The sequence below is a fragment of the Alteromonas sp. AMM-1 genome (assembly GCF_047290655.1).
GTDB classification, from domain to species: Bacteria; Pseudomonadota; Gammaproteobacteria; order Enterobacterales; family Alteromonadaceae; genus Alteromonas; species Alteromonas mangrovi.
The window spans coordinates 25,457-40,446 of record NZ_JBLBUE010000015.1; the positions used below are offsets into that span (position 1 = coordinate 25,457).

The following is a 14,990-nucleotide window of genomic DNA, read 5'->3' on the forward strand; positions in this document are numbered from 1 at the left end:
AAGCGCGCAAGGCGTGAAATCACGCTAATGGCTAAAATTGCCCCAAAATGGTACGCGTAAGCACCAAACTTAAACATTTCTTGAGCTTAGTGAGGACGACAACACGCGCCATCGTCTGTAATGAGACTAAGAAAAGAGCACGGTAGATCGGAAGAAAAAAGAATATTGAGGGTTATAAAGAAAATATTGAGCCCAATATTTTGATCAATGAAATCATGCGTTTAAGGGGGTGTTGGTACAATAAAATATTTTATAATAAATTCCATCACCACAATAATTTAACAATTTAGGCTCAAAACCTGACCAGGTGGTGGCATGTAACTTGCTGAATTCAAATAGGAAAAGTGAAGTATATTGAAATATAAAAGGTTTGTTACAAAACGCATATTTCGTATACCAAGTTGAGGCAGTACACTTGAAGAGTCTTTACCATTATGAATTCTAAACAGCTTCAGTATTTTCTTGTAACCGTGCAAACAGGAAGTATTGCAGCTGCGGCGAGGGAACTGGATATTGCCCAACCGGCAATCAGCCAGCAACTCGCCAATTTAGAGCGGGAAATGGGAAGTGCGTTGTTTGATCGCAGTTTTAAAGGGGTGAGTTTAACTGCGGCAGGTAAGTTGTTTGAAAAGCATGCCCGCAAACTCATCGACGATATCAACAGTGCCAAAATGGAATTGCAGCAGCTTGCGGCAGTTCAGCAAGGCAAAGTGCGCGTGGGCATGTTGCCATCGATTGGTAATGTGCTGTCAATGTCGCTGATTGCGCAGGTAACAAGATGGTATCCGCAGTTAAAATTGGAAATTAGCACAGGCCCATCCTATGCGGTCAAAGAATGGCTGCAAAGCAACCAGATCGACATTGCGTTAACCTACGAGCAGGAAGTGGAGCCCCGGTTTATGTCGGTGTATCCGCTAATAGAAGAATTTATGTATCTGGTGGTTGGGGTAAATGAAGCCTCCGATAACTACACCTCACTGAAAGCCAGGGACACCATTCGTTTCTGGGAGTTGAGTCAGTTCGAATTGCTTACGCCGGGTACCAAAGATGCGCTGGGGAGATTGATCGATAAGTACGAGCGGGAAACAGGTGTCGCATTAAAGCACGACAAAGCCTATTCAGGGCAGTTAATGACAGGACTCAGGCAAGTAATTCAGGGTGAAGGGCTAATGATTTTACCGTCATCGGCCATGTACCACCTGGAAGACAGCAAAGTAGTGAAATCACTGAAAATTACTCAGCCAGAAATGAAACGTCTGGTGATTGCTGCCACAAACAGCAATTTTGCGATTACCGATGCCATTGTAAAAATGATTGCAATCATTCAGGAAGTGACAGCATCAGAACAACAGGCAGGGCACTGGCGAGGGACATTCGTAGGGCAGCTTAAACACGCTGATGTGCGCAGTTTATCAGCGCCAACAAACGCGCCTGGCAGTCTGGAAGCAACCTTAAGGGCTTACGATTAGGTCTCAGTTTGCTTCTGTTTACATTGAGGAAGCACTATGACAATTGGACCAAACCCTAATCATCTGGCCCCCATTGCGGCGGCCGAGCAAGTTACATTTCTGAAGAATATCATTCAGTCGCCCAATATCATTGTGGGAGATTATACCTACGCAGATGATCCGGAGCTTGCGCGTAATTTCGAAAAGAACGTGCTGTATCACTTCGATTTTATCGGCGACAAACTGATCATTGGCAAGTTTTGCGCTATCGCGCACAAGGTCACATTTATAATGAATGGTGCCAATCATCCACTGCATGGTGTAAGTACTTATCCGTTTTATATTTTTGGCAATGGTTGGGAGTCAGTTGCACCTCAACCGGGAGAGCTGCCCTATAAAGGTGACACACGTATCGGTAACGATGTTTGGATTGGCTACGATGCCACCATTATGCCTGGCGTAACCATTGGCAACGGGGCCATTGTGGCGTCTAAATCGGTGGTCACCAAAGATGTACCTGCTTATGCGGTTGTCGCAGGCAACCCGGCCCAGGTCTTAAAAATGCGTTATGACGATACTACTATCGCTCTGCTGGAAAAGCTGAGCTGGTGGGATTGGCCGGTTGAGAAAATAACATCGGCCTTACCCGCCATCACCAGCGGCGACATTCCGGCGCTGTCGGCTATGGCTGAATGAACCGCAGCGTTTTTACACGCTGCGCTTGAGTCTGGGTAAAATGTACCGTTGTTGATACCACAGCAGCGGGGCAAAAATCGTAAATAAGCCCAGGGCATAGAGCATTTTAGTGCCTAAACCAACAGCAATGGTGGCACAAAAGATACAGCTTAATGCAACCAGTGGCTGGTGACGTGCCGACAGTAGCCTTAAGGCCGCTAGCATACTCGCCAGGTAGATCAGCACAAAGACGCCGTTTACCCAGCCAATCAGATCTTCCAGATCATGCGCACTGTAGTGGGTGATCACCAGCGTTGCTGACATTACAACCAATATGCATTGCAATGCGCGTTGCGGAACGCGGTAATTGTTCAATTGCTGAAAGTAACGTGGCAACACATTGTCGTTGCTCAGACTCCAAATCAGGCGGGATAAACTGGCGGTATACACATTAACTGTTGCCAGGCCACCTGCCACACCCAATGCGCCGATGATATAGGCGCCACCATTGCTAAACAACTGGTCGAAAACGCTAACCATACTCAGTGTGTCGGTATGTGGCGTATCAATGAGTAAATAGGTACAACCCAGATAAATCACACCAACTAACAGGGTGCCAGTCATAATAGCGGGTACCAGATCCCGCTTGGGCTCGGCAAAATCCTCAGCCAGATGAGAAATAGCTTCAATACCCAGGAAGCTCCAGAAGGCAATGCCCATCGCCCCGAGCACCGGCGTCCAGTTTAATGGCGCTTGAAACTGCGCTGTCGTGCTGATGTCAGGTAAAAATGATTTGCCTGCTACCATCGCAATCACCACCAGGGTGATGATCAGAGTGAGCATAAGTTGCAACGTAGCGGAAAACTGAATGCCCCGGTAATTCAGTAAAAACAACAGCGCAATAATACTAAACTGCACTGGTAGAGCCCATTCTGGTGATAGTCCAAATAAAGTTTCGATAAACCAGTAAGTCATAATAATCGCAGCTGGCGCACCTATGGGAACGACGAATAAAAACAACAAACCAATGGTTCTGCCGGCTGATTTGCCAAACGCCTTTTCAACAAAATACGCAGGGCCCCCGGCATGGGGAAAATGCGACGATAACTTAGCAAACACCATGGCAACCGGCAAAATAGCAAGGGTGAGCAGTACCCAGCTTAACATTGCCCAGTCACTGGCGGTTTCAATGGTCATTTGTGGCAGGATAAATACGCTGGTACCCAGCAAAGTGGTGGTTAGCAGGCCTGCACCTTGCCATCGTCCGATTTTATTTGCGGTGTGTTGCATAAGGGTGTTCGATGTCCTGTTTCAGTGAAGTGTCAAAATGTGTACAGTGGCTTATAGTGTTTTATCGTTATGATTTTAAATTGGTTTTTTATATTTTGTTGTGAGGCAGACCAGCAAAAACCAAAGCTCAGGTTTTACAATGCATAAAACCATATTGCGTAATATACTGCTTTTTGTTTTTCATTGTGTGTTAATTGCCCTGCATTCAGCGGGTTGTTACCGTCATTATGACGGTACAAAGCACATTTACCGTTAAAGTGTTGGAATCCTATGGATAAATTCGATCGTGCAATTATCGCACAGCTAAGACAAAACGCACGCGCCAGCGTGTCAGCTATTGCTGATGAAGTGGGGTTGTCGCGCTCAGCGGTAACCGAGCGCATAAAAAAACTGGAGTCAACCAATGTAATTCGCGGTTATCAGGTGATGTTGTCGGAGTCGCAAAAAGAGGGAGTGGCTGCCTACCTGGAGATTCAGCATAAGCGGGCCAGATGTGCCGATGTTGTCCCCTATTTCCGGGCGATACCGGAAGTGGTGTCGTGCTACGGGGTTACCGGAGAATGCGACCTCATCGTATTAATTCGGGCCGATACTATGCGCCGTTTGCACGAGATCCGAGAGCACATAGATACCATAGATGACATCATTAAAATTAAAACTCATGTGGTGCTGAATCAATGGCTGGGTTAGTCGTTGTCGGTATAATTGACACAATTCACTAATGTCAAAAACGTGATTTTATTAAGCCATTAATAGATAACGCTATTTAAATTATGGTCCGGGATATGCACAATTTTTGTACACAATGGCATGTGCTTATTGATGTGAGACAAACAGAGAAGTAGAGGTATGTATGTCTTGTTTAACCCGGGAACTGCAAAAACAATTGGTGCGTTATGTTCAGCGCAATACCAGAATTGACTCTCGCTGTGATCCTGCCTCAGTGCGCAGTGATCTGATTAGTCAGGGCTTATGCCCGAGCTCGGTAACCGAAAGCCAAATGCGACAAATACTTGTAGCAGCAGGTGTAAAGCAAACCCTGCCTAATTAAAAAAGGCGGCGCATAATGCGCCGCCTTTTAGCATCACAAGCCCGATTTATTTCAGATCAAAGCGGTCGTTTTGCATGACTTTAGTCCAGGCTGCCACGAAGTCATTGATGAACTTCTCTTTGGCGTCGCCAGCGGCATACACTTCTGCAATGGCACGCAATTCGGTGTTAGAGCCGAAGATCAGATCTACTGGTGTTGCGGTCCACTTCACTTCGCCAGTGCTGCGATCGCGACCCTCGTAAACGCCTTCCTGGTCGGTTTTGCTCCACACTGTACCCATGTCTAACAGGTTGGTGAAGAAGTCGTTGCTCAATGTACCAGGTTTGCTGGTGAATACACCGTGCTGCACGCCCTGATAGTTGGCATCCAGCGAGCGCAAACCACCCAGAAGTACGGTCATTTCAGGTACCGACAGGTTCAGCAGATCGGCACGTTCAACCAGCGCTTCTGCAGGAGATAAGTAGTTCTTCTCCGGTGCATAGTAGTTGCGGAATGCATCAGCTACTGGTTCAAGTACAGCAAACGATTCTACATCTGTCATTTCCTGAGAGGCATCCATACGGCCTGGTACAAACGGTACTTTCACGTTGTGACCTGCGTCTTTGGCTGCTTTTTCAATTGCTGCCGCACCCGCCAGAACAATAATGTCTGCTGTAGAAATACGTTTTTTACCAGCCTTGCGGTTAAAGTCATTCTTCACTTTATCCAGTGCCAATAATACTTTATCCAGCTCAGCCGGGTTGTTTACTTCCCAACCGTTCTGAGGCGCAAGGCGAACACGTGCGCCGTTCGCACCACCGCGCATGTCTGTACCACGGAAGCTAGCGGCAGAGGCCCAGGCTACGCGAACCAGTTCCTGGACGCTTAAGCCGGTATCCAGAATTGCTTTTTTGAGCTTGGCTACGTCTTTATCGGTAACCAGTTTATGGTCTACCGCCGGGATCGGATCCTGCCATACCAATTCTTCTGCCGGTACTTCGCTGCCCAGGTAGCGTGCACGCGGGCCTAAGTCGCGGTGATTCAGTTTGAACCAGGCTTTGGCAAATGCCAGTTCGAATTGAGCCGGGTCTTCACGGAAGCGTTCAGCAATGGCGCGGAATGCCGGATCTTCTTTCATCGCGATGTCAGTGGTAAACATAATTGGCTTGTGTCGCTTAGTAGCGTCATGAGCGTCAGGTACCATGTTCGCCGCTGCGTCTGTATCAGGCTCCCACTGAATTGCGCCAGCCGGGCTGGTGGTTTTCACCCAGTTAAAGCTGAACAGGTTATCCAGGTAGTTAGTTGTCCACTGGGTAGGCGTTACTGTCCAGGCACCTTCTAAACCACTGGTTACTGTGTCTTCTGAGTGGCCTTTGCCGCATTTGTTCTTCCAGCCGAAGCCCTGGTCTTCAATGGCACCCGCTGCTGGCTCTGCACCAACACATTCTTCCGGTTTCTTGGCACCGTGTGCTTTACCAAAAGTGTGACCACCGGCAATCAGCGCCACAATTTCTTCGTCGTTCATTGCCATGCGGCCAAACGACATGCGAATGTCTTTTGCTGCCAGTAATGGATCAGGATTCCCGTGCGGGCCAACTGGGTTTACGTAGATCAGACCCATCTCAACTGCCGCCAGTGGGCCTTTCAGTTTACCAAACTTGTCGCGACGCTCGTCGGTCAGCATTTTGCCTTCCGGGCCCCAGTAAACGTAGTCTGGTTCCCAGTCATCTTCACGACCACCGGCATAACCGAAAGTTTTAAAACCCATGTCTTCCAGTGCTACGTTACCGGTAAGCGCCATCAGGTCAGCCCAGGAAATCTTGCGGCCATACTTGGATTTAACCGGCCACAACAGGCGACGGGCTTTATCCAGGTTGGCGTTGTCCGGCCAGCTGTTCAGCGGATCGAAACGTTGTTGACCACCGCCTGCACCACCGCGGCCATCATGTACACGGTAGGTACCTGCTGCGTGCCAGGCCATACGAATGAAAAACGGACCATAATGGCCGTAGTCTGCTGGCCACCAGTCTTGAGATTGGGTAAGCACGGCGCGGATGTCTTCTTTAACCGCTTTCAGGTCCAGTGAATTGAACTCAGCGGCGTAATCAAATTTTTCGCCGTATGGGTTAGATTCAATGCCGTGGGCGCGCAATTGGCTGAGGTCGAGTTGATCCGGCCACCAGAATTTGTTGGTTTTTGGCTCTGCTTCAGCGTGAGCTGAGGCAGTGAACACCACTGGTGATAAGGCAATGGCAATTGCCGCCGCCAGTGATAACGTTTTTTTCATTTTCATATATGCTCTCCTCGTTCGGGATAAAACCCGTGTTGTAAACAAGAGTAGTTGTAAACAAGAATAATTGTTAATGAGGAAAGGGAATTTAGATAATTAAAAAATCAGATTCAGTTGATTGGAAAAACCAAATCAGAGTGTAAGTTAATTTAATTCAATTAGTTGTGTGATTTTTTGGCTAATTTATTACGTGTTTTCTGAAACAGAAAAACCGGCAAAAAACCGGCTTTTTATCTTTCTTATTCAAATGTATTAGTACAATTTATTTTCATTTTATTTACATTGTGACTGGCTATTCATCAGGCATTCGAAATCCTGATAAACCCCATTGGACCAGCCAAATCCCAATTGCACTTCATACTCGCCGCCGCCGACTGCGCTGGCGGGATTCACTACATTGTACTTTTCCAGGATTACGCCATGTGAAGCAAAGTGCGCTGCCATAAGAGAATTCCAACGCTGCATGATAAGCTGAGCAAGATCGTTATAGCCATACTGCATCAGCCCCTTTACGGCGAACCACTGGAGCGGTGCCCAGCCATTGGGTGAATCCCATTGCTGGCTGGTGGTGTTCACTGTAGTAACGAGTCCACCCTCGCAGAGAAAGCGGGCATAAAGCATGTCGGCAACCTGTCTGGCTTGCTCCGCTGTGGCGATGCCGACAAACAATGGCATGACGCCAGCAAGCGACAGTACGCTGGTTTGTTGCCTGGAGGGAAAGTGATAGTCCATAAAATAACCACGTGAAGCCGACCAGCAATACTGGTGTATGGCTTCAGCCCGGATTTGAGCTGAGCGACTGTATTGAATCGCAACATCGCCCGTAGTGTTGTTCGCTAAGGTTCTTTCCAGCTGGTACAGCAAACAATTTAAGTCTACCGGAATGATGTCGCAGGTTCGGATTGTCGATAGCGACTGTGGATCGCTTAACCAGCGCGAACTGAAGTCCCAACCTGACTCGCATGCGGCGCGAATATGCTGGAAGAATAACCCTTTGTCTTGGTCAGAAAAATCTTCTGCTAAGTGGCTGTCTTCGCGATAGCTTTCTGGTCTGGGAGTTGTGCTGGTATCAAAATAGCGATTCAGTATAGTCCCATTGTCTATTTGTACCGTGCGAAGGGTCGCTTCACCGTTAGCACCTGTCTCTTGCTGCATCCAAAAGCGGTACTCGTGCTCGAGACCTGCACATAAATCGGCCTGTAGCTGGTTATCGGCATTGTCGGCAAACCGGCTCATTAACGCCAATACCGGGGGCTGACTGCGCGTTGCGTAATACAGCCTGTTGCCGTTGGGTATACAGCCAAGCTCAGATTGAATATACAGAAAGTTTTTGATCAGATGGTGTACAAGTTCTGTTTTACCGCTGTGCGCCAATCCCAGCGCTGAGAAAAACGTATCCCAATAGTAAATTTCACGGAATCTTCCACCCGGCACAATGTAAGGGTGGGGAAGCGAAATCAGGCTATAGTCATTGCCGGCATCAGCCGGTTTGGTTAGCACGTCCCACATACGCACAATGTAGTCGCTTATACATGAGGGTGTGTCGCCGCCTAGTTTCATATTGACTGACGTAGGAAGTGTAAAGTTAGCACTCACAAACTCAATCAATGAAAAGTCGGGCTGCGCTCGCAATGCCAGATAGTCCGAAAGAATAGTAGCAATCGGTTTAATCGGGGTAGCATCAGCAAATGTCTTGCTGTCTGGGAATATCCCAGCGCATTGTACGTCAATAAACAACGGGCTATCGAAAAACGCCATGACTTCTTGCCAATGACGGTTTGGGGTAGCGGGGCTTGACATGAAAAACCTCTAAACCTGAGAGAAACGTTGCGTTGCGCGATGGAATTGAAACAGCGCCAACAATAAGCCGGATAACGGCACCAGTGCGAGATAGAAGGCAACCTGCCCACTGAATGCGGCAAATACACTACCCGTGATAATTGAGCCAGTGGTGCCACCCAATGCGGAAAATACCACTATTAGCCCAGTCATAGGCGCATGCTGGTGCTTGGGCAGAGAGCTAAGCATGACAGAATTTAACACCGGATAGATAGGTGCCATCAGCAGGCCAATTAACGGGAAAAGGTAACCTGCCAACGGAATGTCTAACAGGCCTTGCACACTGTTTTCTTGTACTGGTTGGGCTAACGGCAGGCTTACGCAAATCAGTATTGCCATGGCGATGAGACAGCCGTTTAAAAAAGGATACCAGTGGAGTTTGCGAAGCACGGCGCCCGCAGATAAGCGTCCTACTGCCAGTGCAATGGCAAATACACTGGTAAGCTGAATACTGATATTCACGGGTAAACCAATCACTTCGCGGTTAAATGTGGGTAACCAGGAACCGATCCCCTGTTCTATGAGAACGTATAAAAATACCGAAATCACAAAGATGAGTACCAGCGGCTGATACGTTAGTTTCAGAGTAGTAATAAAGTCTTGCCACGCTCCCGCTTTTAGCGGTGGAAGGGCGGGCTTTTCAATCGGCGCCAGCCATACTATTAGTGCAACCAATCCACCTAGTGCGGCTAAGGGGTAGTACACGTTCAACCAACCCAGATCGCTGGGATTTTGAGGATCGATAAAGGCGGCAAACACCCAATAGCCACTCAATACACCCAGCATAAAAATGCCTTCTACCACATTCATGATCGATGAGTGGGCACGGGTGTCAGGGGCAAGCTGGCCAATAATCGCGTACACCGACACTTTAACCAGCGCAAAGCTGGTACCCACGCAAGCAAAGAGCAGTTTTATCATCCAGAAATCAGGTAAGGATGGCGTAGCGGCGCACGCGAGTGTAACTAAAAATAACCCGGTGAGTAATGCCGCCTTGTAGCCCACTCTGGGAATAAACGAGGCGACAAGAAAAGAGACAAAGGCAATGGATAAATCCTTAAAGCCCTCCAATGTACTGGCATCGGGCTTGGAGATATCGAAACTGTTGATAGATTGCAGGATCACAGTGCCTACGCTGTTCAGCAGAATGGCAAACAAAAAGTAACTCGCAGCAATGGCGGCAAACACAAGAAATCGCGGCATCTGTAAATACTCTGTTAATACATTTTGGCGAAGTCTAGCCTTAGCAATACAAAAATGCAAACGTTTGCATTTCGTGTTACTACGATTCACCATTGTTTACTGGTATATAACTAGCTGGACAATCTCTTAACCAAATAGGTTTCAACCACTTGAGATGATACGGGTTGTTGATTCACCTGACACAGCAGTTGTTCCACCATCAGGTGTGCTGCCATCGTCACATTCTGATGTACGGTTGTGAGCGCCGGATGCATAAGTTCAGCAAGCATAATGTCATCATAGCCGACAATTTTCACATCGCCAGGAATACCGACATAGCGTTCCTTCAATGCTTTTATGGCACCAAATGCCACCATGTCGCTTACGCAAATTAAGCCGTCGAAGTACAGACCATGCTGTTTAATTGCGTCATTAATACACGCATGAGCGGCAGTAGAGGTAATATCAATGGGTTTGGTAAATGACGGATCGACGGTTAACCCTGCATCGCGATGCGCGTTTACATAGCCTTTATGGCGTTGTTCCATCTCTGCGTGACCGGGATCGCCCAGAAAAAGAATGTGTTTACTACCGCGCTCAATCAGGTGTTTGGTGGCCATGTAGCCACCAGCGTAGTTGTCGCCCCCAATGATAGGATAGTTGGCCGGCGTATGGGGCTCTCCCCACACTACAATAGGGACCTGCGCCTCTGCAGCCTTGTCTATTTTAACGGTACTTTTTCCCTGGCCAACCACAATGATGCCGTCAGCCCGCTGGCTGGACACAAAATAGCTGGCCCAATCATCGCTGGCCATAAACGAGTTCGACAACAGCATTTCATAACCGGCGGCGTTCAGTGCTTTATTCAATTCACCCACAATTTTTAGCAGGAAGGGGTCCGATACGCTTTGTTCTGTGTGATCGATCAGGTTCAGGATCACTGCAATTACATGGGTTTTTTGGGTACGCAAACGACTGGCAGCGGCGTTTACGCTAAAGTTGTGTTCACTGGCGAGCGCCTGAATGCGAGCTCTGGTTTCTTCCTTAATTAACGGATTGTCTTTTAACGCACGGGATGCGGTTGAGGTGGAAACGCCCGCCAGCTCGGCCAACTTGGCCAGGGTTAATTTGCTATCTGTTTTCAATGGTATGGATGCTCAAAATACCTTTTTATTCACTATAACGTGAATTGAGCAAATTGACACCCTGAAGTCCCCAAACCATGCACTCCGCGTAGTGTTGGCGCTTTTATGCTGAGCGTCTAGCAGGAGTACACCATGGTTTACGATTCCGGAAATGCTTAATTGCAATCGTTTGCATTTTATTATTGCAATCGTTTGCATTGTGATCTATTTTGACGTCTATACCGCACTTTGTGACAAAAAATTAACCAAATAACTGGTCGCGGTTAACAACTAATTTTGACTATCGTTCAGGAGCACACCATGAAAACAGGTTTTTCAAAATGCGTGTTAGCCAGCGCGGTTGCCTTTGCTTTAGCAGGGCATTCAGCGGTTGCACAAGAAGCCAAAAACACCCCGTCAGCGGGTGATAACACAGAAATCATCGTTGTTAGTGGTACGCCGGGTGGCGCAGGGATCAGAAAAATTGATGCCAGCTTTGCGGTAACGAATATCGACGCCAGCGACATTGAAAAACTTGCGCCTAAATCTACCGCTGATTTGTTTAAGGCCATTCCGGGTATTTGGGTTGAAAGCTCTGGTGGTGAGTCGGGCGCAAACGTATTTGTACGCGGATTCCCTGGCGGTGGTGATGCACCATTCTTAACCTTATCTTTGCAGGGATCGCCAGTGTATCCGGCTCCAACGCTGTCGTTCCTGGAAAACACGCAGCTATTTCGTATCGACGAAACTATTGAAATGGTGGAAGGGTTACGCGGTGGTCCAAACCCGGTGGTGAGCAATGGTCAGCCTGGGTTAACGACCAACTTCCGTTTAAAACGCGGCGGCGAGAGCACTGAGGCGCTGGCTAAGTACACGGTGTCAGATTACGGGCTGAACAGGGTAGACCTGGTGCTAAGCGGCGCGTTGGATGATGATCTTTATTACATGATCGGTGGTTACGTAAAGAGTTCACCGGGGATCCGTGATGCGGGTTTTCGCTCTGAGCAGGGTAATCAGTTCACCATTAACCTCACCAAGGTTTTCGAAAATGGCGAGTTGAATCTGTACACACGTCAAACTGACGATCACGGCACCTGGTACCTGCCGACACCACTGAATGTGGACGGCATTGATGCGGGCTATACACAAATTGGCCCGATGAACCGCCAGGCTACCATTACTTATGGGCCAGACAACACCGAAGAGTCTTTCGATTTCGCTAACGGCCGGGGTTGGGACGGCCACGTGAGCGGCGGAAGTCTGAAGCTGAATTTAGCAGATGGCTGGCGTGTAGTTGACCGCTTCTCCATTACTGATGGCAACGCCAATACCTTTGGTTTAGTGCCGAATGGTGCTGCCACAACGGTTGCTGACGTTACTGATGCAGTGGTAACTGGTGCCGTAACCGGCGCAACTTACGGCGGTAATACGCCGATTCAGCAAATTGGCCGCTGGGTAGTACTAAAAGACATTTTTGCTTTTACCAATGATGTTGCCGTTTCCAAGAGCTGGGACAACTTCGACACCGCCTTTGGTTTATATACCGCTACTACAGAAGCCAAAGACTGGTGGAGCCTGGGTAACCATGCCTATCACGTATTGCAACCCGGCGGTGAAATGCTAGCGGGGATCGACTGTAATACAGCACCGGAAGGCTGCGGCTGGAACTACGACATCAACTCTGCGGGTGACGCACAAACTACTGCCTTTTACGGCACGCTGTCTTACTACGGTATTGACAACCTGATCATCGACGCCGGTATTCGTCGCGAGCAGCACGAAGTTAACTACTCTGTTGACGAAGGTTTGGACGGTGTGGTTACCAAGGCCGTTCAATACGACGAAAGCAAAACGTCCTGGACGTTTGGTGCGAACTACGCACTTGATGACTTCAGTGGTGTGTTTGTACGCGTAAACCGCGGTTACAAAATGCCTTACTTTGACGACTTCCGTGATAACTGGGGTGCTTACACCGGCGGCGACGAGCTGATCAAAGAAGTTACTCAGGGCGAAGTGGGTTACAAGTATATGAATGATGAATTGCAATTCTTTGCAACGTTGTTTGCAAACCGGGTGAAAGGCGACACCTTTGTTCGTCAGCCCGGCGCGCCAGCGGAAATACTGACCAACGAGGCAATGGGTATTGAACTGGATGGTAATTATGAGCATGACTCAGGCTTTAGTCTGAATCTGAATGCCACTGTGCAGGACACTGAAATTACCGCCAGTGCGTCGAATCAGGGCAATGAAGCGCAGCGTCAGCCTGGCTGGCAGGTACGTATGACGCCATCTTATGAGTTTGAGGTGAGCGAGATGTACGCCAACGTGTATGCCACACTAACGGCCGTAGACGACCGCTTTGGCAACAACGAAAACACCGTTGTTCTGCCTGGTTATGAAAAAGTGGACTTTGGTGTCATGTTGGAACCAACAGATAAACTAAAACTACAACTATCGGTAGATAACGTAACGGACGAGCAAGGCATTACGGAAGGTGACCCACGTAACGCTGATGCACCCAACGGCCGTTATATTCTGCCTCGCAGTGTGAAGTTCAGCATCTCATACGCGCTGTACTAAGCTGATATCTGTTTCCAAAGACACATTTGTAGCCCGGGCTCGCCCGGGCTTTTTTACATTTCCACGCCGTATCATTCGTACGATAAACGTTAACTTCATGATATGCTTACCGGATTCACGCCTCTGAAGAACTTATAACACGCAATGATAGGTACCCTTCAACGCCATTTAATAAACCTGGATATGCTGCTGGCTGATCTGGAAATACTGCACGCCAGTGAATACGGACAGGCGGGGCACATTAAATTATTACGCGATATTCAAACTGTGCTCAAAGCCATTGATGACGTTGCCAAAGGCGAAACCGTTACGTCGTTTCAAAAAGCAGTCTCAACAACCGGATTGGCCAAAGCCATGGAAGACAAACGCATGCCGGGGATCTATAACCGCCTGATTGGATACGTGCTGGAATACTGGCAAACCAGTGAAAAGATCGAGGCCATTCTGGCGGACCAGTTTGACGAAAATGCCGATAAACGCCTTGACCTGCTGCAGGTAAAAAATATAAAGGCCAAGTCACAATTCAAAACGGTGGCACGTGCGATGGGCAAACACGACTACGAGTTGTTTGTACAAAATCTCGGGCTGAATCATCCCGATTGGGCCTGGCAGGCTTAATTCCGATCTTCTGAGCAAACTGGTAAAAACCGTTACCCGGATTCATCTGAACCCGGGTATCAGCAGTTTGGACATTTAGAAGCGGTATTCAACCCCGATACTGGCTTGCTTCAGATCCGTTTCAAAATTGGTATCTTCCAGGTCGTCAGCGACCTGATCAGCGTCCAGCTCCGTGTCATACACCACATATTCGGCATTGATTAAAAACTGCGGCGTAACCGCGAAACTTAAACCGGCACCGACAAACACACTCTCGTCGTCTTCTGTGGTTGTCGCGCCGGCTAACCGATAATCGGTTTCAGACCACAGTTGACCCAGCTTAGCGTAAGCTGATAGTCCACCAACAATAGGGACGATTCCTTTCAGCGCCGCGGTGTAACCGTCCGTTGATGCACCTGCAACATTATTGCCGTAGTCACCAAAGTCGATGTACGAGCCTTCCAGTGCAATGTAGGAATTGAATTTGTAACCCAATACGCCCTGCCATACATCTTTGTCGTCATCAAACTTGTCTTCGCCCTCAACGCGCAGGTAGCCATAGTTACCACCTACATAAATGCCCGATTCATTCAGGTTTTCATCTGGCGATTGTGCGTAAGTATTAAAAGCCGTTACAGCGGTTAACGCGGTTAGTGTAGTGATCAGTTTTTTCATAACACGATTCCTCTTGTTAATGATTGGCTTCCGGAGAAAAAGGCAGCCGGAATAGCACGTTTGGTTACAAGAGGTATTTCAAGTCGTGTGCCATTCATTATCTGCCTGATTGGAGGGTAAAAACGGGAATTTTTTTCATGGTTGTTGTTTTTTTGCGCGCAATTTTGACAAAAAAGGCGACCTGTAGCCATTCTGCAACGTGTTGAATTTTCATATGATTTATAAAAATTACCGAAGCTGGGTAACAATGTCGCTGGTGG

The 14,990-nt window shown here is 48.1% G+C and carries 12 protein-coding genes; 6 read left to right on the forward strand and 6 right to left on the reverse strand.

Annotation, left to right across the window (positions count from 1 at the left end; translation table 11 throughout):
• The first annotated feature begins 434 nt into the window (after positions 1-434).
• Together ACLR2L_RS05070 and ACLR2L_RS05075 are read left to right on the forward strand one after the other, a co-directional pair.
• On the forward strand, positions 435-1,469 hold the full coding sequence (locus ACLR2L_RS05070) for a LysR family transcriptional regulator (protein WP_140961453.1): 1,035 nt from the start codon (positions 435-437) through the stop codon (positions 1,467-1,469).
• Between the two features lie 36 nt (positions 1,470-1,505).
• Complete coding sequence (locus tag ACLR2L_RS05075) at positions 1,506-2,144, forward strand: Vat family streptogramin A O-acetyltransferase (RefSeq protein WP_140961455.1); 639 nt, start codon at positions 1,506-1,508, stop codon at positions 2,142-2,144.
• Between the two features lie 12 nt (positions 2,145-2,156).
• On the opposite strand, the gene yjeH is transcribed toward ACLR2L_RS05075, so the two are convergent.
• Entirely contained in the window at positions 2,157-3,413 is a 1,257-nt protein-coding gene (yjeH, locus tag ACLR2L_RS05080) for an L-methionine/branched-chain amino acid transporter (protein WP_413366257.1), read from the reverse strand.
• A gap of 270 nt (positions 3,414-3,683) precedes the next feature.
• On the opposite strand from yjeH, the gene ACLR2L_RS05085 reads away from it, so the two are divergent.
• Positions 3,684-4,103 carry an Lrp/AsnC family transcriptional regulator gene (locus tag ACLR2L_RS05085; RefSeq protein ID WP_140961459.1) on the forward strand — a complete coding sequence of 140 codons (420 nt, stop codon included), beginning with the start codon at positions 3,684-3,686 and terminating at the stop codon, positions 4,101-4,103.
• A gap of 163 nt (positions 4,104-4,266) precedes the next feature.
• Positions 4,267-4,464 carry a hypothetical protein gene (locus ACLR2L_RS05090; RefSeq protein ID WP_140961461.1) on the forward strand — a complete coding sequence of 66 codons (198 nt, stop codon included), beginning with the start codon at positions 4,267-4,269 and terminating at the stop codon, positions 4,462-4,464.
• 46 nt (positions 4,465-4,510) lie between these two features.
• On the opposite strand, the gene katG is transcribed toward ACLR2L_RS05090, so the two are convergent.
• The 4 genes from katG to ACLR2L_RS05110 all read right to left on the reverse strand — a co-directional run bounded on the left by katG (position 4,511) and on the right by ACLR2L_RS05110 (position 10,899).
• Entirely contained in the window at positions 4,511-6,736 is a 2,226-nt protein-coding gene (gene katG / locus ACLR2L_RS05095) for a catalase/peroxidase HPI (RefSeq protein ID WP_413366260.1), read from the reverse strand.
• A gap of 270 nt (positions 6,737-7,006) precedes the next feature.
• Positions 7,007-8,533 carry a trehalase family glycosidase gene (locus ACLR2L_RS05100; RefSeq protein WP_413366262.1) on the reverse strand — a complete coding sequence of 509 codons (1,527 nt, stop codon included), beginning with the start codon at positions 8,531-8,533 and terminating at the stop codon, positions 7,007-7,009.
• Between the two features lie 9 nt (positions 8,534-8,542).
• Positions 8,543-9,775 carry an MFS transporter gene (locus tag ACLR2L_RS05105; protein WP_413366264.1) on the reverse strand — a complete coding sequence of 411 codons (1,233 nt, stop codon included), beginning with the start codon at positions 9,773-9,775 and terminating at the stop codon, positions 8,543-8,545.
• 110 nt (positions 9,776-9,885) lie between these two features.
• Positions 9,886-10,899 (reverse strand): LacI family DNA-binding transcriptional regulator, encoded by a 1,014-nt coding sequence (locus tag ACLR2L_RS05110; RefSeq protein ID WP_140961467.1) that lies wholly within the window; start codon positions 10,897-10,899, stop codon positions 9,886-9,888.
• A gap of 300 nt (positions 10,900-11,199) precedes the next feature.
• Between ACLR2L_RS05110 and ACLR2L_RS05115 the strand changes: the two genes are divergently transcribed.
• Entirely contained in the window at positions 11,200-13,458 is a 2,259-nt protein-coding gene (locus tag ACLR2L_RS05115; protein WP_413366266.1) for a TonB-dependent receptor, read from the forward strand.
• A 144-nt stretch (positions 13,459-13,602) separates the two neighbouring features.
• Entirely contained in the window at positions 13,603-14,076 is a 474-nt protein-coding gene (locus ACLR2L_RS05120) for a hypothetical protein (RefSeq protein ID WP_140961471.1), read from the forward strand.
• 75 nt (positions 14,077-14,151) lie between these two features.
• On the opposite strand, the gene ACLR2L_RS05125 is transcribed toward ACLR2L_RS05120, so the two are convergent.
• Entirely contained in the window at positions 14,152-14,730 is a 579-nt protein-coding gene (locus ACLR2L_RS05125) for a porin family protein (protein ID WP_413366269.1), read from the reverse strand.
• Positions 14,731-14,990: the final 260 nt, after the last annotated feature.